The 20,128-nt window shown below is 42.1% G+C and carries 17 protein-coding genes; 15 read left to right on the top strand and 2 right to left on the bottom strand.

Annotation, left to right across the window (positions count from 1 at the left end):
• Positions 1 to 93: 93 nt before the first annotated feature.
• From CXF95_RS13545 to CXF95_RS13505, 7 genes are all read left to right on the top strand, one after another.
• Positions 94 to 738 (top strand): hypothetical protein, encoded by a 645-nt coding sequence (locus CXF95_RS13545; RefSeq protein WP_101199171.1) that lies wholly within the window; start codon positions 94 to 96, stop codon positions 736 to 738.
• 387 nt (positions 739 to 1,125) lie between these two features.
• On the top strand, positions 1,126 to 2,694 hold the full coding sequence (gene leuA, locus CXF95_RS13540) for a 2-isopropylmalate synthase (RefSeq protein WP_101199170.1): 1,569 nt from the start codon (positions 1,126 to 1,128) through the stop codon (positions 2,692 to 2,694).
• A 6-nt stretch (positions 2,695 to 2,700) separates the two neighbouring features.
• Positions 2,701 to 3,786: a 3-isopropylmalate dehydrogenase gene (leuB, locus tag CXF95_RS13535; RefSeq protein ID WP_101199169.1), complete on the top strand. Its 1,086-nt coding sequence runs from the start codon at positions 2,701 to 2,703 to the stop codon at positions 3,784 to 3,786.
• A gap of 18 nt (positions 3,787 to 3,804) precedes the next feature.
• A complete protein-coding gene (gene leuC / locus CXF95_RS13530; protein WP_101199168.1) occupies positions 3,805 to 5,235 on the top strand; it encodes a 3-isopropylmalate dehydratase large subunit in 1,431 nt (476 codons plus the stop codon).
• A 29-nt stretch (positions 5,236 to 5,264) separates the two neighbouring features.
• Positions 5,265 to 5,876: a 3-isopropylmalate dehydratase small subunit gene (gene leuD / locus CXF95_RS13525; RefSeq protein WP_101199167.1), complete on the top strand. Its 612-nt coding sequence runs from the start codon at positions 5,265 to 5,267 to the stop codon at positions 5,874 to 5,876.
• 585 nt (positions 5,877 to 6,461) lie between these two features.
• Complete coding sequence (locus CXF95_RS13515; RefSeq protein ID WP_101199165.1) at positions 6,462 to 7,991, top strand: alpha/beta hydrolase-fold protein; 1,530 nt, start codon at positions 6,462 to 6,464, stop codon at positions 7,989 to 7,991.
• Between the two features lie 242 nt (positions 7,992 to 8,233).
• Positions 8,234 to 9,625: a M20/M25/M40 family metallo-hydrolase gene (locus CXF95_RS13505; protein ID WP_232787841.1), complete on the top strand. Its 1,392-nt coding sequence runs from the start codon at positions 8,234 to 8,236 to the stop codon at positions 9,623 to 9,625.
• 201 nt (positions 9,626 to 9,826) lie between these two features.
• Here CXF95_RS13505 and CXF95_RS13500 read toward each other — a convergent pair whose 3' ends face one another.
• Positions 9,827 to 10,021, bottom strand: a complete 195-nt coding sequence (locus tag CXF95_RS13500; protein ID WP_101199164.1) for a hypothetical protein — start codon at positions 10,019 to 10,021, stop codon at positions 9,827 to 9,829.
• Positions 10,014 to 11,771: a monovalent cation:proton antiporter-2 (CPA2) family protein gene (locus CXF95_RS13495; RefSeq protein ID WP_101199163.1), complete on the bottom strand. Its 1,758-nt coding sequence runs from the start codon at positions 11,769 to 11,771 to the stop codon at positions 10,014 to 10,016. The genes CXF95_RS13500 and CXF95_RS13495 overlap by 8 nt, the downstream gene beginning before the upstream one ends.
• Positions 11,772 to 12,056: 285 nt before the next feature.
• Between CXF95_RS13495 and CXF95_RS13490 the strand changes: the two genes are divergently transcribed.
• The 8 genes from CXF95_RS13490 (at position 12,057) to CXF95_RS13450 (ending at position 20,084) form a co-directional block, all read left to right on the top strand.
• Positions 12,057 to 12,221: a hypothetical protein gene (locus CXF95_RS13490; RefSeq protein WP_232787840.1), complete on the top strand. Its 165-nt coding sequence runs from the start codon at positions 12,057 to 12,059 to the stop codon at positions 12,219 to 12,221.
• 255 nt (positions 12,222 to 12,476) lie between these two features.
• Positions 12,477 to 12,929: an Lrp/AsnC family transcriptional regulator gene (locus CXF95_RS13485; RefSeq protein WP_101199162.1), complete on the top strand. Its 453-nt coding sequence runs from the start codon at positions 12,477 to 12,479 to the stop codon at positions 12,927 to 12,929.
• A 284-nt stretch (positions 12,930 to 13,213) separates the two neighbouring features.
• Positions 13,214 to 14,155: a citrulline utilization hydrolase CtlX gene (gene ctlX, locus CXF95_RS13480; RefSeq protein WP_232787839.1), complete on the top strand. Its 942-nt coding sequence runs from the start codon at positions 13,214 to 13,216 to the stop codon at positions 14,153 to 14,155.
• Positions 14,142 to 15,158: an arginine N-succinyltransferase gene (locus CXF95_RS13475; protein ID WP_101199160.1), complete on the top strand. Its 1,017-nt coding sequence runs from the start codon at positions 14,142 to 14,144 to the stop codon at positions 15,156 to 15,158. Before ctlX ends, CXF95_RS13475 begins: the two co-directional genes overlap by 14 nt.
• A 1,295-nt stretch (positions 15,159 to 16,453) precedes the next feature.
• Positions 16,454 to 17,572 (top strand): DcaP family trimeric outer membrane transporter, encoded by a 1,119-nt coding sequence (locus tag CXF95_RS13465; protein WP_101199158.1) that lies wholly within the window; start codon positions 16,454 to 16,456, stop codon positions 17,570 to 17,572.
• 226 nt (positions 17,573 to 17,798) lie between these two features.
• Positions 17,799 to 18,374 (top strand): DUF3391 domain-containing protein, encoded by a 576-nt coding sequence (locus CXF95_RS13460; protein ID WP_101199157.1) that lies wholly within the window; start codon positions 17,799 to 17,801, stop codon positions 18,372 to 18,374.
• Between the two features lie 51 nt (positions 18,375 to 18,425).
• Positions 18,426 to 19,451 carry an IS630 family transposase gene (locus CXF95_RS13455; protein WP_198556590.1) on the top strand — a complete coding sequence of 342 codons (1,026 nt, stop codon included), beginning with the start codon at positions 18,426 to 18,428 and terminating at the stop codon, positions 19,449 to 19,451.
• Positions 19,452 to 19,469: 18 nt separating this feature from the next.
• Positions 19,470 to 20,084 (top strand): HD-GYP domain-containing protein, encoded by a 615-nt coding sequence (locus CXF95_RS13450; RefSeq protein ID WP_232787838.1) that lies wholly within the window; start codon positions 19,470 to 19,472, stop codon positions 20,082 to 20,084.
• Positions 20,085 to 20,128 lie beyond the last annotated feature (44 nt).

Raw genomic sequence — 20,128 nt, 5'->3', positions numbered from 1 at the left:
TTAGTTTTAAGCACTTTTATAAAGATTTTTATTAACTCTTTATATGAGAAGCCCATTAGAAACTTTATTAGAATAATGTACACATAATTAACCATGCAAATTTCAAACTCCCAACAGGTAGATATTTTTTCTGACGATCAATGTCAGTTGCATTATGCTGAAATGTGTAATGCTTTGTATGAGCGAGAACTCGCCAGCTTATCCCAACAAAAAATTAGTAATATCAGCCTGTTACAACGAAAAATCGCTGGACTTAGGCATCATGTGAAGCGCGCAGCGTATAGCCTGTTGCAACACCAATCACCATTACAAGTGGATGTACACAACGCCAGTTGGCAAGCTAAACAAGCAGCCAAATGTATGGCTAACAACTATGTCGCACAGAAAACCCAACAGTGGTTTTCTAGTAATATTCAAATTGGTTGCAGTATTGCAGTGCATGTTAAGCAGCTTGGCTCTGAACATATTGAGCTGGACTCAATAGACAAAATCGAACTAAGCAGCAATCGTGTACATACCAATAAATTTGGTTGGTTCAACATAGACGGCGAATTTGCTGAAGATAGTCATAGACAAGCCGATGTGCTTAACCTAAGACTACTCAAACCCACAAAAGCCATTTTAACTGCTGCATGCTGTGGTCATAAGTGGGATCACAAAGGCAAAGGTCAACAACGGGCGCTCTCTTTACGTGAATTGCTGTTGTCCTTATCAATAAATTGGAAGACCTTTCGTTAACTCACCTTCCCAGTGTACCAAGTCAAATTTGAATGGGGATAGATATCTAAAATGCTCACTGTTTGGGAAGTTTTCAAGATGGATTGGTATAATATTTCAATTTATACTTTTAAGTTATATGTTTTAAGCCATTTACAGTTGACCTAAAGCCCCTCCCGCGATACAAATACACTTCAATTTTGTTACACACAAATTAAAGAATTCAAATAATGAATAACGCTATTTTTTCTACTCTACTACTGCTGGCAGCAAGACTGCACGGGTAGGTTGTAAGCGAGCGTTAACTAGTTTACAAAAAACCCGTGCATAGCACGGGTTTTTTGTATGTGTATTTTAAACCGCGATTATATTGTGTAATCCAACAAACAGAACAATTAGGAGAAAGGTATGTCAGGCCCCAATACAAACCAGGTCAAAATTTTCGACACCACCTTACGGGATGGCGAACAAGCGTTACCTGCCAGTTTAAGCGTTAAGGAAAAACTGAAAATTGCTCTGGCTCTGGAGCGTCTTGGTGTAGACATTATCGAAGCGGGCTTCCCGGTTTCTTCTCCTGGTGATTTTAAATCAGTACAAACCATCGCCCGAGAAATAAAAAATGCCACTGTATGTGGCCTATCCCGAGCTCTATCTAAAGATATTGATGCTTGTGGGGAGTCGTTAAAAGTAGCAGAACATTTCCGCATCCATACTTTTATCGCCACATCTGATATTCATGTGAACACTAAATTACGTAAGTCTCAAGATGAAGTGGTCGAGATGGCCGTAAACGCAGTTAAACATGCACGTCGTTATACTGATGATGTTGAATTTTCCTGCGAAGATGCTGGCCGTACACATATAGATTATCTATGCCGTATGGTAGAAGCCGCGATTAACGCTGGCGCAACCACAGTGAATATTCCCGATACAGTCGGCTACACCACACCCACAGAGTTTGGTGGCATTATTCAGAATCTGTTTAATCGTGTACCCAACATTGATAAAGCGGTGATTTCGGTGCATTGCCACAATGATTTAGGTTTGGCTGTAGCTAATTCTTTAGCGGCAGTAGAGCAAGGTGCAAGGCAAGTTGAAGCCACCATCAATGGTCTAGGTGAACGTGCGGGTAACTGCTCATTAGAAGAAATTGCGATGATTTTGCAAACCCGTCAGGCAAAACTTGGGTTTACCACCAATATCAAAAGTGAAGAAATTTCTCGTACTTCTAAGCTGGTCAGTAATTTGTGCAATATGCCAGTACAGGCTAACAAGGCGATAGTGGGTGCCAATGCCTTTAGCCACTCCTCAGGCATACATCAAGATGGCGTATTAAAAGGTCAAAACACTTACGAAATTATGACCCCAGAAAGTGTGGGTATTAACAAAAACAATTTGAATCTCACGTCGCGCTCTGGCCGCCATGTGATCAAACATCGCTTATTCGAATTGGGTTACAAAGACACTGATTTTGACTTAGAAACAATCTACGATTCTTTTGTGAAATTAGCCGATAAAAAGGGCCAAGTGTTTGATTATGACTTAGAGGCACTGTTGTTTTTTAATCAAACCAAACAAGAAGACGAACATTATAAATTACTGTATTTGCAAGCCAATTCAGGTAAACAAATCATACCTAGCGCCACCGTAAGGATGTTAGTGGGTGATAAAGAAATCACCGAGTCTGCAACCGGTAATGGGCCAGTCGATGCGGCTTACAACGCTATCACCAAGGTTGTTGGTCATAATCAGGTTGAGATAGTGGATTTTAAACTTGATTCTAAAGGCAAAGGTGCCAATGCCTTAGCACAAGTATCCGTAGTCGCTGAATACAATGGACGTCGCTTCAACGGTATTGGTTTGGCAACCGATATAGTCGAATCAGGAGTCAAAGCGTTGATTTACGTATTAAACAACACACATTTAGCTGATCAGATTGACCAGCAAAAAGAACAAGTAAAGATTGCAGGGGTATAAAAAAGAATGTCTGACTACAACATAGCAGTATTGGCAGGCGATGGCATTGGTCCTGAGATCATGCGTGAGGCCAAAAAAGTGTTAGCAGCCGTAAGCAAGAAATTTGATATTTCGTTGCAACTAAACGAATTTGATGTAGGTGGCTTAGCCATTGATAATCATGGTAAAGCCTTACCCGCTGACACCTTAAAAGGTTGCGAAGATGCTCACGCCATTTTATTTGGTTCAATCGGTGGCCCTAAGTGGGACAATTTGCCTTTAGAGGAACGCCCAGAACGCGCAGCACTTTTGGCTTTGCGTGGTCACTTTGATTTATTCAGTAACCTGCGCCCAGCGAAAATTTATCCGGGCCTTGAAGCCTTCTCTCCACTTCGAGCAGATATTGCTGCCAATGGTTTTGATGTTTTGGTCGTACGCGAACTCACTAGTGGTATTTATTTTGGTCAACCTAAGGGGTTAGAAGGCGAAGGTGAGGAACAATTTGCTTATGACACTATGCGTTACAGCAAAAGGGAAATTCGCCGTATCGCTATTAGTGCTTTTAACGCTGCGCAAAAACGTGGCAAAAAAATTACCTCGGTAGACAAAGCGAATGTACTGGTTTGCAGCCGTTTATGGCGCGAAGTAGTTGAAGAAGTGGCGAAAGACTACCCAGATGTAGCACTTGAGCATATCTATATTGACAATGCGACTATGCAACTCATCCGCAACCCGAGTCAGTTTGATGTGATGTTATGTTCGAATCTGTTTGGCGATATTATTTCTGACGAATGTGCGATGATCACCGGCTCCATGGGTTTATTGCCCTCAGCCAGTATCAATCAAGACAACTTTGGTATGTACGAACCCGCAGGCGGTTCAGCCCCTGATATCGCAGGTAAAGGCATTGCTAACCCTATTGCACAAATACTCTCAGCATCCATGCTGTTGCGTTTCAGTTTAAACGAAACAGCAGCCGCAGATGCAATTGATGCAGCCGTAGTGAAGACCTTAGGTGATAGTATACTCACAGGTGACTTACTCGGCCCTGAAGAGCGTCATTTAGCTAAAAGTACCAGTGAAGTGGGCGACTATATCGCCGCGTTAATTTAACAAATTTAGGAAATAGTCATGGCTACCACCTTATATGACAAAATATGGCAAGCGCATCTTGTTGATGTGGAATATGTAAAAGATGCGAAAAAAACCTCTGAAACCGGTGAAGAGGGATTAATTTATATAGACAGACATTTGATCCATGAGGTGACCACGCCTCAAGCATTTGCAGGTCTAGATGAAAAAAGTCGCAAAGTGCGTTGCCCAGAGCGCACCTTCGCGACTATGGATCACAGCATATCAACCCGCTCTTTAGCCCTTGATGCCTGTGGTCCAACAAACAAATTACAACTACAGACCTTAGCTGATAACTGCGAAAAACACGGTATAGTTTTGTTTCCAGTGGGCCATCAAAAACAAGGTATTGTACATGTAATGGGGCCAGAACTTGGGCTTATTCAACCGGGAATGACAGTAGTATGTGGTGATTCTCACACCGCTACTCACGGTGCATTTGGCGCATTAGCGTTCGGAATAGGCACATCACAAGTTGAACATGTTTTTGCAACGCAAACCCTAAAACAAAGCAAAGCCAAAAGCATGAAAGTACAGGTCAACGGCAGCTTACCTATTGGCATTACAGCCAAAGATATTATCTTGGCTATCATAGGTAAAATCGGTCACGCTGGCGCAACCGGCTACGTCATTGAATATACTGGTGAAGCTATTTCAGCGCTATCCATGGAAGAGCGCATGACAGTCTGTAATATGAGTATCGAAGCTGGCGCTAAAGCCGGTTTAATTGCACCAGACAAGACCACGTTCGACTACCTTAAAGGGCGTGAATACGCACCTAAAGGCGACGATTGGACTCAAGCAATGGCTTACTGGACTAGCTTAATGTCTGATAAAGATGCTGTTTTTGATAAGATTATTGAATTAAACGCCACTGATATCACACCGCAAGTGACTTGGGGCACCAACCCAGGGCAAGTAATAGGTGTGAATCAACCGGTACCTAAGCCGAGCGATTTTTCAGATCCCATTGATAAAGACTCAGCCAACAAAGCCCTTAAATATATGGACCTAATAGCGGGTCAAAAATTATCTGACATAACGGTTAATAATGTGTTTATTGGTTCATGTACCAATGGACGTATTGAAGATATGCGCGCCGCAGCCGCGATTGCCAAACAAGGTAAGGTAGCACCAGGCGTTACCGCTATCGTTGTGCCGGGTTCAGTATCGGTCAAACAACAAGCAGAAGCAGAACAGCTAGATAAAATATTCATCGAAGCGGGTTTTGAATGGCGTTTACCCGGTTGTTCAATGTGTTTAGGCATGAACGACGATTTCCTAAAACAAGGTGACCGTTGTGCCTCCACCAGCAACCGTAACTTTGAAGGTCGTCAAGGCCGTGGTGCACGTACACATTTAGTTAGCCCTGCAATGGCAGCAGCGGCTGCATTGGCTGGTCACTTCGCCGATGTGCGCGACTATCAATAGGCCGTTTGGCGATAAAGAAGGAATGATTCATGACTAATACAGGTATTAATATCCACACCGGTACCGCAATGCCCCTTAATCAGGCCAATGTAGATACCGACCAAATTATCCCTAAGCAATTTTTAACCGCCGTCACACGCAGCGGTTACGGTAAACACTTATTCCACGATTGGCGTTACCTCGATCAGCACGAACAAGTGCCTAACCCTGATTTTGTATTTAACAAAGCACAGCACCAAGGTGCCAGCGTGTTGTTAACCCGCGAAAACTTTGGCTGTGGCTCAAGCCGGGAACATGCACCTTGGTCACTAGACGACTATGGCTTTAAAGTCGTCATAGGTACCAGCTTTGCTGACATTTTTTACGACAACTGTATCAACAATCAATTGTTACCCGTGCAGCTTGCCAGCGAAACAATGGATCAACTGTTTGCAATAGTTGAAAACGATCCTGCTGCGCAAATAACGGTTAACTTGCAAGATCAAAAAGTCAGCGTGGGTGACCTAAGTGTTACTTTTGAGATTGCCGAGCAACATAAAACTAACTTAATCAAAGGTTTAGATACTATTGGTCAAACCTTAGAGCTTGACGATAAAATCACAGCATTTGAAAATAATTTGCCTGAATGGCAAAGAGCTTAGACTCAGCTATTCATATAAACGGCTCACTTTGAGCCGTTTTTTTATCCACTGCTTATCAATAAATGTCAGATACCAACAACATCACAATTGATTAATTTCATGGCGTAAGTCGAAATTGTTATCGGTCACAATTCTTTCAAGCACTATAACTCTTTCAACCAACACTTCTACCCTCTGTTGCAGAGTTATCACTGCATCAGTATCACTGTCTTTTTGCAGCGCTAAAATCTTTTGATTAGTCTCTGATTTGTAATGAAAGTAATGACGAACAAAGTAACGGCAGAAAAAATCAATGCCCTTTGGACAAGTGCTTTTCTGGACAATAAATCATCTTGAAGCCACAACTGCACTATTTAGAAACCCCTACCCTTAAAAATCCGGCCATAAAAATACCACAGATTAACTTTGGCTCACGGAATTTTAGATAGTTAAAAAAAATAAAAGCCCCAAATAAGTCTTCAAACCACTGACTTTTTTAGCTAACGTATCAGTGCACCTCTGGCCAATTCAAATCTGAGGATGCCAAAGTCGAATAATTTAGGTAATCTAAATCCAGTCCCATCTAGAAAATAAACAGGTCAAAAAATGCACGCCCATTTTACCTTTGTCATCGTAGTTATTCTTTTCACTATGTCGCAGATATGCGTTAAAACTGCCGCTGCAAAATCGGTCGTGGTAAAGATTACAAACTTACAAACAGAACAGAAAGAGGGTCGTCTGCACCTTGTTTTTTCAAGCTCAATGGAGCAAGAGCCAAGGTTATACAGTGCTTGGCCAACAAAAAATATTGAACCACTATTTTCACAAGACCTATTGGGGTTGTCAAAAGGACAAATCATTACCTTTGATACATCGACTAAAGGTTTTCCTTTCGATTCATTGGCTGACCTGCCTGCGGGTAAGTGGTATGTACAAGCTATTTACGACAGTGACTTTCTGGATTCACGCATTAATTCGCCGCTGAATCTCTATTCAGATGTTGTTGAGTATCTCAATGATAGTGCCAGCGATATGTCGTTATCCCTTGATTTAAATCAACGTCTACCAGAGGAAACGTTACCCGTCGGCGATAAATTTTTAAAGTTTGTCAAAATGCCGAGTGACATGCTGTCTGCGTTTTGGAGTGCTGATATGTATCTTCGGGCAGGGGTCATTTTACCCAACAGTTATTATGACAATCCTCTTAAAAACTTCCCAGTGATTTTTAATATTGGCGGCTATCACGCACGATATGACAGAGCTCAAAATATGTATGAGAACGCAGCATTTAAACAGTTTTGGTTAGCCCCCGACACCCCCCAAATGGTCATAGTATTTTTGGATGGTGAAGCCCCATTAGGAGATTCATATCAAATTGATTCAGCAAACAATGGCCCCTATGGACAAGCCACTTGGCAAGAGTTTTTGCCTTACTTAACCAATCAATTTAACTTAGTAGACCATGCTAATTCGCGGTTTGTCACTGGGTGTTCAACGGGCGGCTGGGTCAGCTTAGCGTTACAAACTTACTATCCCGATTTATTTAATGGCGCATGGTCATTCAGTGCAGATGGTGTGGATTTTAAATATTTTCAGTTGGTCGATATTTATCAAGACGAGAATGCCTTTGTGAATGAAAATGGCATGCTAAGACCGTCTTATAGAGCAAAAGACGGCGAAACCATTTTTAGTATAAAGCGTGAAATAATGATGGAAAACCAAATGGGCAGAAATGCATCGTTTGCATACAGTGGCGGTCAGTGGGGAGGTTGGAATGCGGTGTTTGGACCAAAACTGCAAGACGGCTCTCCGTCAACTATTTGGGATCCTCTAACAGGCAAAATTGATCAGTCCATTGCCGCACAATGGACTCAGTATGACTTACGATTATACACCGAAAAAAATTGGAAAACTCTTGGGCCCAAGTTACAAGGTAAGCTGAATATATGGATGGGTGATATGGATAATTTTTATCTTAATAACGCCATGCACTTATATCAGGAAATGTTAAATGTACAGAAAGAGCCACTTTCCGATGCTAAATTCACTTGGGTAAGAGGGGCTGGACATTGCGATTATGAACAGGTTCCGATGCTGGAAAAAATCATGACACAAATGCAGAAAAGGCTGCCATAGCCTTTACCCGCACAGGGCATGTTGCCCCTACATGATTAAATTTCAGGTTCTCATAAAGATGCATATTAATTTCGGCCTAATGACTGATACCAAGGATACGAGCTGACGATTAGTCCTAAGGATAAAAAGGTTGAGCGTAAAATAGTCAACTTGAAGGAAGCACTGGACAAATATTAGAAAAAGAATAACGTATCTTCAAAATACAAAACACTCACAGGGAATTTCCTATTAAACTGATCAAATTGGCAGCTGTTGCTGCCCTCATACTCACTGCACCAGTGTTGGCTAATGACAACATTATTCCTGTTTCAAAAGAGACCAAAGATATCGCCACCCATCTGCGGGATAAGGCCATTGATGATGATAGCGCTTATGAAATATTAAAATCACTCACCACCGAAGTCGGTGCTCGACATCCTGGTACTCCTGGGGAAAAGGCGGGTATTGAATGGGCCATTAATAAATTAAAGGCCCTAGGGTTTGATAAGGTGTACACCGAAGACGTGAACATGAATGGCTGGCTACGCGGCGTCGAAACGGCTGAAATTTTGTTACCCTCTTACCAAAAATTGATAATAACAGCTCTAGGTCGTTCAAAATCGACACCTGAAGGGGGCTTAGAAGCCGATATTGTGCATTTCAAAACTTATGCAGACCTTGAAAAAGCGCTGGATGGCAGCTTAAAGGGAAAAATCGCCTTTATCAGTAATCGTATGCAACAGTTAAAAGATGGTGGTGGTTACGGCCCTGCTAACATCGCCCGGAGTAAAGGCCACGAGCTTGCAGCTCAAAAAGGGGCAGAAGCGTTACTCATCCGCTCTATTGGTACAGATGACCACCGCAACCCACATACAGGTGCAACTAATGTAGCCATGGGTTATACAGCGGTGCCTGCTGTTGCCCTTTCGAATCCAGATGCGGACCAGTTGGTGCGTTTAATGGACTACGGTCACAGCCCGAAAATTCGTCTAAATATCCAAACCAAAGACTTGGGGCCTATTGTCACCAAAAATGTCATAGGTGAAATAACAGGCCGCGAACTGCCTAATGAAGTGGTTGTCATTGGTGGCCATTTGGACAGCTGGGACTTGGGAACAGGAGCGGTTGATGATGGGGCTGGCGTTGCCATCGCCATGGCCACAGGCGCTTTTATCAAAAATAATGCAAAATTACGTCCACGACGCACTATCCGTGTCATCCTTTGGGGCGCGGAAGAATTGGGATTAATCGGAGCACGTGCTTATGCCAAGGCGAGACAAGAGGACGGTACCATCGCAAATCATGTGATTGGATCCGAATCTGATTTTGGCGCGGGTCCTATTTATGGACTTCAATCATCTAACAACGTCTCACCTAATGCTATACATGTGGTTGATACCATGGCCGGACTAATGGGTAAGCTGGGCGTGAGTCGTCGTAGTGGTGATACTAGCGGTGGCCCAGATATGATCCCTTTAGCAGCACTGGGTGTCCCTGCCCTGAATCTGATGCAAGATGGAACAGATTATTTTGATCTGCACCATACGCCTGACGATACCTTTGATAAGGTGAACCCTGAACATATGCGCCAAAATTTAGCGGTATGGACTGTCTTCACCTTTATCGCTGCAGAATGGCCAGGGTCTTTCAAGTAAGACCTTTTAGGATCAGCCAACAATAGAAAATGCCCTGTTAATTTAACCTGAACTCAGGTTATTTAGTATTCACAATGAGACAGGGCATGTTTACTCGCTCCCGCTAAAGAATATTTCGCTGCATAAGCTTATGGCTTATCAACGTTATTGTGTGGCGTGCTTACAAAGAGAACCATGTTAAATTAATAGGCTAGGCAACATTTAACGCTTGGCAGAATAAGGATCTTCAGCCATCAAATAAGCCCGTAAATCGGCTTTGTGGGGTTGGGTATTTAACCATCTGCGCATCTCTTTTATTTTGGCATAAACATCGTCACCAAACTTTTCATGGTAAATATTCACAAAGCTGTCTTTAGCACTAATTTCGCGAATTTTACGTTGCCAAACATTAGTCAAAATTTTGCTTATCTTCTTCAAATAAGGTTTGTAACTCTTGGCGACCTTGTTTACTGATTGCGATCAATTGATCAAAATCCATATTTTGCATCATAGTACTTTCTAGTAAGTTTTTATCGTGAACCGCAAAAATATCAATTAAGCCCTTGGCTTCGGTTTCACTTAGTCCATATGCTTGTAACAGCATGTTTGCGGCTTCCAAGCCACCAGCGAAGACTTCTCTGACATTGGTTTGAATGCCAAGATTATAAAGTTTGACCGCTGTATAACGATTTCTAGCTCTAGCAATAACTTTTACTTCAGGAAAATGCTCCCTGACCAACTCTGCAATCTTAAGTGCATCATCTTCATCATCTACAGCCACCAAGATCACCTTAGCGTGTTCTATTCCTGCCGCCACCAACAAGTCCAATCGACACGCATCACCAAAAAATACTTTATTACCAAACTGCCTGACGAATTCAATATGCTCAGCGTCTTTATCAAGTGCAGTAAAATGAATATTGTTAGCGGCTAAAATCCTGCCAGATACTTGACCAAATCGTCCAAACCCAGCAATCAATACTTCTGGCTCATTAAGATCGCTTTTAGTGTCATACACTGCGGGACAATCTTTGCTGGTAAACCACACACTATGCAAAATAACCAAAGGAGCCGTTAACGCCATAGATATACCTACTATTAACGTAACCTCACTACTAATTTGAACAGGCAATAAACCATTGTTTGATGCTTGTGCCATAACCACGAATGCAAATTCGCCTCCCTGAGACAACATCAAACCAATACGCATGGCATCTGTTTTGCGCTGTTTAGCCAGTTTTAGTATTGAAAATATAATGGTTGTTTTAAGCAACACTAATATGACACTGGCAGACAAGATAAATAGCGGTTTATCGACTAATAAACTTAAGTCGAGGTTCATGCCTATAGCCATAAAAAACAGTCCTAATAACAAACCTTTGAAGGGTTCGATTTCAGTTTCTAGTTGATGTCTAAAACTAGAGTTGGCTAACAAAATACCGGCCACAAAAGCGCCCATGCCCATAGTTAGACCTGCTTCTTGCATGCCTACAGCCGTTGCCATAACAATGAGTAGCGCAGCTGCAGTCATCACTTCTTCGCTACCATATTTAGACACTAGGCGTAAAAACGGATTGGTTAAGTAGCGACCCACGGCTAAGACTGCCACTATGGCTAACACGCCTATCCACCAGGACGGTGAAGCATGATTGTTTGTGGGTGATAGATTTTCGACTAACAACAAAATAGGGATCACCGCGAGATCCTGCATCAACAATATAGAAAAACCCTGCTGACCAATTGGGGATTTTAGAATACGGTGCTCTGTCATCAATTGCACAGCAAATGCAGTGGATGACAAGGCGAGAGACAAACCAATGATCAGTGAAATACTGATAGAAAAATCCAATGCAAAACGTAAAATAAGCGCAATAACGAGTGCGCTGACAAGTAATTGCCCACCGCCAGTGAATACAATTTGATTGCGCATTCGCCAAAGTTTTTCGGGCTGTAACTCTAAACCAATCACAAACAGCAGCAACACCACACCCAGTTCAGCAAAATGTAATATGGTCTGAGGATCATTCACCCAATTCATAACTTGTGGGCCAATCACCAACCCTGCAACCAGATAACCTAAAATAGCACCTAATTTAAACTTCTTAAAAATGGGCACCGCAATGACAGTAGCGGTCAAAAAAATCACTGCTGAACCTAAAACACTCATCAAATTTACTCAGGTTTATTTTGAACAATAGTGTGAAGAAAATGCTGAGGACAATCAATGGAATAAATTTCAACAAGAGCAAGGTAAACTCACCTTCCCATTAACAATTTGCTAACATAAGTATGCAAATCAAATAATAATCAGAGAAAACAGATGAATGACGCCAATACCATGGCACCAAAGTGGTTGGTAATTCTGGCAATTGTCATGGCCATATGGAATCTACTGGGCGTGATGGCTTTTATTATGCAACAAATAACAATAACTATGACAGCCTAGCAAATCGTGGCACTGCCAGAAAAAGAGCAGATGTTCCATGCATTTTTTATCGCTCATGCCTTTGAGGTATATGGGCTAGGCGGCAGTATCATGCCAATGATGGTGCTCATCATTGCACTATATTTAGTTTGGCTGGCCAATAACGCCGAAACTAAGGGTTGGTTAGCCTAATACTTAATAGACCATATCCACTCAGACAATTCAGAATAAGGGGTTTATTTGTACTAATTTGAAACGCTCAATACTAAAAAGCGGATAATCAAACTTCAAATGGTTACTCAAAGGTTTGGAAACCAAAGTAACCATCATTAAAGGTATTTAAATGAACGTTAATATTGCCTCCTCTAATATCATGATATGCAGCAATGGGGGGAGCAGAAACCACTCAACAGATATCACTTAACCACAGATTAACGAGTTATTAAAATGCCAAAAGACCCAACTCCCAACCCACTAATTGCATTCGATTCAACTGATCGAGAGTTGATCGCAGTACTCAAGCGAGATGCAAGAACGCCCATCTCGGTTTTAGCTGAAATACTGAATATATCACGGGGTACAGTGCAAAATCGTCTGGAAAGGCTCTTAAAATCAGGGGCGTTATTGGGATTTACGATCCGCGTCAGAGAGGACTTTGATCCCAACAGCCTTAGGGCGATTATGATGATTGAAGTGGCAGGAAAATCCACTTCACAAGTGATACAGAGATTACGCCGGATCCCAGAAATTGAGAAATTACATACAACCAATGGAGGGTGGGATTTGATAGCCGAATTATCTGTTTGCGACCTTAGAGAGTTTGACAGGGTACTCAGGGATGTAAGAGAAACCAACGGTGTACTCAATAGCGAAACCAGCATTTTGCTAAGTACCGTCTGAGTTTACAACACTCGCTATTCAAACCAATACCACGGGTCAGATGCCGTTAAATCAAAAGTATGTGATCCGTAAAAAATGAACAAAGTTCAATCACCTAGCAATATGTAACATGGGTCTATCAGTTTAGCTAAATGTTGCTTGGTAACTGGCAATCTTGCCCATAGAACTTGACAATATTTCTGCTTACCATGGCTTACGTAAAACCTATTATTCATTGCCACTGAACAGACATTATTTATATGACGTTATCACACTCAAATCCGCAATCTCCGGCTTCGATAGTCATGATTAGGCCCCATCACTTTAACCCCAATCCTGAAACCTTGGCTGACAATGGGTTTCAAGCGCTAAGCAATGATACAAACGGAACAAATCTATCTAATCGCGCCTATATGGAATTTACGCAAGCCGTTGAGTTGCTTAAAAACAGTGGCATTAATGTGCATTTGTTTGAAGATGAATCTCATAACACTCCCGATTCAGTCTTTCCAAACAATTGGTTTTCTACCCATCCGGAGGGTAAAGTTGTGCTGTATCCAATGTACGCGCCTAATCGCAGAAAAGAGCGCCGCAGCGATATAGTAGAAATGCTGAAATGTGAATATGAGGTGTGCGAAATAGTTGATTATTCAGGTTCTGAACATGACGATTTATATTTGGAAGGTACCGGCGCCATGGTTATTGATCATCTTGAACGCGTGGCCTATATGATCCCATCCAATCGCGCCAACCCAGCACTGTTTGAACGCTTTTGTCGCCAATTTAACTATGAACCCTTTGTTTTTTCGGCATTAGATTTAAACGATATTCCGATTTATCACACCAATGTATTTATGTCCATCTGCAGCGACTTTGCGGTTCTGAGTTTGCAAATGATCCCTGACCTCACGCAACGTGACAACATTGTGCGCAACTTAAGTCGTTCTGGTCGTGACATTATTGACCTCAGTGCTGAGCAAGTTTATCAATTTGCGGGCAATTGCATCGAGCTAACCGGAAATACCGGGAAAATATTGGTTTTATCTCGTAGTGCATTTAATTCACTCACCCAAGATCAAATCGCCACGATTGAAAAAAGTGCAGTATTATTGCCACTAAGTGTCGAGACCATAGAATTGGCCGGCGGATCTGTGAGATGTATGATTGCGGGTATTCATCTGCCCCCCACAAAAGACAAGACTAGTTTCACTCACCTTGAACAAGGCGTTGCCCATGATAATTGTTAGGCCAGTAGAGATTGTAGATATTGATCATCTTATGGAGATTGCTGTGGCAGCCTCCCCCGGGATGACAACATTGCCCCCAGACAGAAAAACCTTAGAACATAAAATATTGCTTTCATCAGAAAGTATCACCCGTACCATCAAAGAACCGGGCAGTGAAGTCTACTTGTTAGTCATGGAAGACACTGATACAGGGAAATTAGTAGGTACCGCCAGTATCATCGCTAAGTTAGGTATTGACGATCAGTTTTACTCTTACAAGCTCAATAAACAAACCCAGTACAGTCGACAGATAAACAAAAAAGTGACGGTAGAAACCTTACATCTCACCAATCACTTTGAGGGATTTGCGGAAGTTGCCACTTTATATCTCACTGATGCTTATCGAAAAAATGGTAACGGCAAACTATTAGCACGCAGTCGTTATTTGTTTATGGCCGAGTTTAGAGAAAGGTTTCCCGATAAAGTCATGGCAGATTTGCGAGGATATTTCGATGAAAATGGGCGTTCTCCCTTCTGGGAAGCACTAGGACGACACTTTTTTGATATGAGTTACTCTGAAGCTGATTTGTATGGTGCACTTAATGGCAATCAATTTATTGCTGATTTAATGCCGAAACATCCCATTTACGTCAACTTGTTGCCAATGGAAGCGAGAGAAGTGATTGGACGGCCAAATGATCAAGGTAAGCCTGCATTGACGATGCTCGAAAAAGAAGGCTTTAGAAACAACGGCCAAGTGGATATTTTTGATGGTGCGCCTAGTGTAGATGCCCATATCGACGAACTAAAGACAATCAAAGAGAGTCACAAAGTCAGGGTAAGTGGCACCGTGGCGCTTCAAGAAGGTCAAGAATATCTGGTTTGCGCCGGTACCCTTGAGTCCTATCGTGTCTGTATCAGCTGTTTAGTGATTGAAACTGACGGAAGTGTGCTAATGCCACAAACGGCTTTAAATGCACTTAAGATTGGTATAGATGATTTAATTCGCTACTCAGCCCTGTGAATTAGCCAGTGGTTAAAACTATCGGAAGATAAAGAGCTTAGAATTAAAATCCCGTTCTATAGATGAGTCTGAGTCTTGACTGAAATCTCAAGAGTTGACTACCTTTGCTAAAAATGCTGCTTCTAACCACTGAGCTAAGTTTTCTTTAGGGGACAAAAGAATAGCGCCTTCTGCAGGGTTTCATGAATATTCGCTGGGAAACCCTTGCCAAAAAATTTCATAGCATGATTAAATGCCTGTTAATGAGCCGGCTCACTGTTTATTAAGATGAAGTCCATAAAAATACGCGGTGCTCACAAGCCACCTCATATTCCATTTATTCTTTACTATCGTCGCCTTTAAAATATCCTTATATACGCCCCAACCAATAGCCTAGTGATATCCCCCACCCAGTGGACCCAGAAAACACTGAGCCTAAGCCTAATTCAATATATAACTCAGCATTTTGGTCGACAGCTATCTGCCCATAAAATGAGAGACACCTTGAAGTCTGCAACAATATCCAATCCGCTATTGGCACAACCTGTTATATAATTCCATCTTAATTACTGCCCACCTTTACCCAATCCCTTGGATCTGCATTTAGTATCCTTAGTGGGTCGCTAATATAATCTTTCCAGGCAGATGTACGAACTACAAAGATCTTGTCATTTAATATTTCTTACCTCTGTGTAGCGCAGAGGACACGGATAGCACAGAGAGAAGCAAAGCCTCCTGATTAAGCAAATTTTGCTGTGCCCCTGAATTAGGAAAGAGCAATTAGATCACTCTTTTATATAGAATGGTATTAGCATACTGGTAGCCGCTTTAAAGGCATCGACCAAACCCGCGCTTTGTTCGCAGGGGCTAGGCGGTGAATGGTGATTCAAAGCGGGCATTAACGGTCCCCATCACGGGGCTATTAATGTCATCTGGTGTGGCATCAGTGCCCATCTGATTGTGAAATTCTACCGAACGGGGAAAGTACCTCACCTTGTCTGATATCAAAACTGAGCCCTTGCAAAATATAACTTTCACCCTGTCTTTGGGTTCTGCCATAGGACCTTGGTCGACCATCACAAATTAAGGCGTATTACTTAATTCATGTAAATCCCCCTCAATCTTATTTTGGCCAGCAATATTCCCAAATATCAGAACATAGAAATGGTATGAGATGTCTGTATACGAGAAGAATATCCTTTTTGCTAACCTCCTAAGACCTTGGTCGTATAGACCATGAGCTTATATACAATTTGTTTGTCATGGCTCAATGTCAAAATCGTTTCTTACACACTTGAATAACACTTGGAAAACACATGAATAAATATATTAACAAAACCACAGCGTTTGCCGCGTTGCTAACAGGAGCCAGCCTTTTTGGCTCAGTAGCACATGCAGATGAATTTGAAGTAGACTTCAAAAACGGTGACAAAATGGTGTTTGGTGGCTACATAAAAGCAGATGCACGATATGTTAGCGGCGATTTAAATTATCAAGATTACTGGATTGGCAATAATCCAGGGGCAGTAGACACCTCTAAACTGGGTTTAAACATCAAAGAAACTCGCTTTAATATGACTTACGTTCACGATGACTGGACAGGCTTTATCGAATTGGATTTTTATGGCGGAGGGGGCAACGAAATAATCAGTAACTCGGTACTGCCAAGACTGCGTCATGGGTTTGTTAAGAACAAAAACTGGTTGATTGGTCAAACCTGGTCGACCTTTATGCCCTTAGCTGCATTAGTTGAGTCTCTGGACTTTGGTGGCCCCCATGTGGCCGAAGGATTTATTCGTCAAGTACAAATACGCTATAGCGTTGGAAACTGGCAATTTGCCGTAGAAAACTCGCAAACCTATGGCGACAGTGACGGCAACGGCGGCTCCGGTAATGTGGGAGTCAGTGGCGCGAATGCTGATCCTGATAGTAGTCTTCCTGATTTTGTGGCTAGATATAACTTTAAAGGCGATTGGGGCCAGGCAAGTATGGCTGGTTTAGTTAGAAAAGTCGACCAGGGCGGGATTGATGATACGGCCACAGCTGTAAGTTTTTCTGGCAGGATAAATGCTGTTGGTAAAGATGATATCCGTTTTCAGCTAACCTTAGGTGAGTCGGGTCGATATGTCGGAACAACGCTGGCAACAGATATAGTTATTGACCCTGTTAGCGGTGAAACTAAGGCAGAAAAAACCACGGCCTGGTATGTGGGGTATAGAAGGGTATGGAATGAAGAATATCGCAGTACTGTATTCTACGGTAATGGCGAAACCGATATACTCGGACATGATCGCTCTCATTACGCCGTTAATCTTATCAAACAGTACACGCCTAAAATGATAATTGGGGTGGAATTTGGTAAATACGTAGTCGATGACGGCGGTCTAGATCTTGACTCCAGCTATGTGCAAACCTCAGTGAAATACACCCTATAATGGATATCACTGATGTATGCTCAGAGAGCTCTGCACCCTTGTCTTTTTTATAAGCGTGTAGCGTAAATTCCGGCAGTTATTGTCCAAGTTGAATAACATGTATTGGCCTTTTACCAAAAAGTATTATTCAACTTGTTAAACTGCACATATTTATTCCAATGTCACTTGACTGCACAGTCAAATTCTCTAAGACTTGAACATCTGCTCACCTATAGAAATAAAAAACATGTTAGAAAGGGTTAATGTAGACACACTTTTACCGGGTATGTTCATTGTTAAGGTGACCAAACAAAGGGGTAACATTGCAGTCGCCTCCGCGGGGAAAATCAGTAGTGAGCAAGATATTGTTGGTCTAGTTGCTAAGGGAATATTACAAGTTCAAATTGATCTGACTAAAAGCACGCACCTTGATACTGACGATGAACTAAGTGACTTTGATGACCTAGATGACACGTATATCAACGCTTCTGGATTAAGTTATAGCCAACAATTAAAACATTCACTTAATCTCCATGACCAAGCCAAAACAATTCACGGGCGCTTAATTAAACGCGTAGCAAAGAGCAAAATCGCTGATCTTGAAGATGTTAATACCATTACCCAACAAATTGTTAGAAATGCCTTTGATTGTGATGATGCCCTTGGCATCGTCACCATGCTCAAGAAGGACGATGAATATTTTCTAGAGCACAGTATAAACTGCGCCATCTTGATGGTGATATTTGGCCGTTCACTTGAAATAGAAAAATCTACTCTGCGACATCTGGGTGCGGGTGCTTTGCTGATGGATATATACCCGTGATCAATGAAAATGCTTGATTTTGTCTGATTTGAGGATCAGGCTGTACCTATGATTGATATTTCCCTTACACCCGACCAAAAAACCGCGCTAGAAGCGAGACATACGAAAGCCCGTGATGGAAGGGAGCGTGACCGTATTAAAGCGGTGTTGTTACGCAGTGAAGGGTGGACCGTCGCTAGAATTGCACAAGCCTTGCGTAAGAGTGAAGCCAGCATTACACGCCATATCGGTGATTACGCCAAACGTCTGAAGCTCAAGCCTGCGGGTGGTGGCTCTGCCAGTCATTTAAATACTGAGCAAACCCAGCAATTGGTTGCACACCTGTCAGATATCACTTACTTACACACCCATCAAATAGTGGCCTACATTCAAAAGACGTGGAAGATTACCTATTCAGTGTCTGGGTTAAATAAATGGCTCCACCAAAACGGCTTTAGTTACAAACAGCCTAAAGGTGTGCCTCATAAATTTGATGAGCAAAAGCAAGCTGCGTTTATCGAAGAATATGAAACGTTACGGGATAGCGTATCGGATGATGAGCCTATTTTATTCATGGATGCAGTGCATCCTACTCAAGCGACCAAGGTGACATCTGGATGGATACGTAAAGGGGTAGATAAACCCATTGAAACCACAGGCAGTCGCACCCGAATGAATGTTGTAGGCGCGATCCGGTTAAATCATTTAGCTGAAGCGGTAGTGCATGATTACGAGACTGTAAATGGCAGCACCATCATGGATTTTATGGAGCACCTAAAGCAGAGGTACTTAGCAAATAATACGCTTCATTTAGTGCTGGATGGGGCGGGTTATCATCGTTCCAAGGAGGTGAAAGACAAAGCGGCTGAATTAGGAATTACACTGCATTATCTGCCCCCATACAGCCCTAATCTGAACCCCATAGAGCGATTATGGAAAGTCATGAATGAATATGCTCGCAATAATCGATATTTCTCTAGCGCAAAGGAATTTCGACAACACATTCGGCATTTTTTTAACGTCACCCTTCCGGATATTGCTGACATATTAAACAGTCGGATAAATGATAACTTTCAGGTACTAAAACCTGCAAGTTGAAGTAACTTGGGTATAGGTATGGTCAAACAGCCTCTTTTGTTAACACAAAAGGCCGATAGTTTGTCTGTTCAAGAAACACAAAGAATACAGCGTCATGTAGACATCGCATTAAAGCTCCTAGAGCCCATCGACGGTATAGATGAAGTGTGTCTCACAGTCATTAAGCAACACCATGAAAGACTTGATGGAACAGGATACCCTGACGGATTGAAGGGTGAACAAATATCTCAATACGGCAGAATGGCTGCAATTGTCGATACCTACGATTCATTAACCACCTCTAGACCCTACCGAGATATTTTCAAACCTGCTGATGCCTTGAAAAAAATGCAAGATGAGGACTTGGGTCTAGATAAAGAACTGTTGTGCAAATTTATTGTTTGTATTGGCGCTAATCCTATTGGTTCTTTGGTAAAACTAGCCAGCGGAAAACTCGCCATGGTAATGCGCCTTAATCGCCTTCAGCCGCTGTCGCCAGTGGTAATGGTTTTTTATAATTTAACCACAAAATTAGACGAAGTAGCACAACTAGACTTATCTAAAGTAGAGGATGAGATTGTTGGTAGTATTTCACCTGATGACTTTGGAATTCGCTTATCAGTCTTTTTGCGTCAGTCCTTTTTTACTCAATAATAATTACTCGATACCCAACAAGCTTGGGTATCGGTTTGAACCAT

This window comes from Paraglaciecola sp. MB-3u-78, assembly GCF_002835935.1.
GTDB lineage: Bacteria > Pseudomonadota > Gammaproteobacteria > Enterobacterales > Alteromonadaceae > Paraglaciecola.
This window is presented reverse-complemented; position numbering and strand designations above follow the sequence as displayed.

Coding starts and splice junctions, on each gene's coding strand:
- leuC (WP_101199168.1), top strand. CDS start 3,805: ATGGCTACCACCTTATATGACAAAATATGGCAAGCGCATCTTGTTGAT.
- CXF95_RS13475 (WP_101199160.1), top strand. CDS start 14,142: ATGATAATTGTTAGGCCAGTAGAGATTGTAGATATTGATCATCTTATG.
- leuD (WP_101199167.1), top strand. CDS start 5,265: ATGACTAATACAGGTATTAATATCCACACCGGTACCGCAATGCCCCTT.
- leuA (WP_101199170.1), top strand. CDS start 1,126: ATGTCAGGCCCCAATACAAACCAGGTCAAAATTTTCGACACCACCTTA.
- CXF95_RS13515 (WP_101199165.1), top strand. CDS start 6,462: ATGCACGCCCATTTTACCTTTGTCATCGTAGTTATTCTTTTCACTATG.
- CXF95_RS13450 (WP_232787838.1), top strand. CDS start 19,470: ATGGTCAAACAGCCTCTTTTGTTAACACAAAAGGCCGATAGTTTGTCT.
- CXF95_RS13485 (WP_101199162.1), top strand. CDS start 12,477: ATGCCAAAAGACCCAACTCCCAACCCACTAATTGCATTCGATTCAACT.
- CXF95_RS13545 (WP_101199171.1), top strand. CDS start 94: ATGCAAATTTCAAACTCCCAACAGGTAGATATTTTTTCTGACGATCAA.
- ctlX (WP_232787839.1), top strand. CDS start 13,214: ATGATTAGGCCCCATCACTTTAACCCCAATCCTGAAACCTTGGCTGAC.
- CXF95_RS13460 (WP_101199157.1), top strand. CDS start 17,799: ATGTTAGAAAGGGTTAATGTAGACACACTTTTACCGGGTATGTTCATT.
- CXF95_RS13465 (WP_101199158.1), top strand. CDS start 16,454: ATGAATAAATATATTAACAAAACCACAGCGTTTGCCGCGTTGCTAACA.
- leuB (WP_101199169.1), top strand. CDS start 2,701: ATGTCTGACTACAACATAGCAGTATTGGCAGGCGATGGCATTGGTCCT.
- CXF95_RS13495 (WP_101199163.1), bottom strand. CDS start 11,771: ATGAGTGTTTTAGGTTCAGCAGTGATTTTTTTGACCGCTACTGTCATT.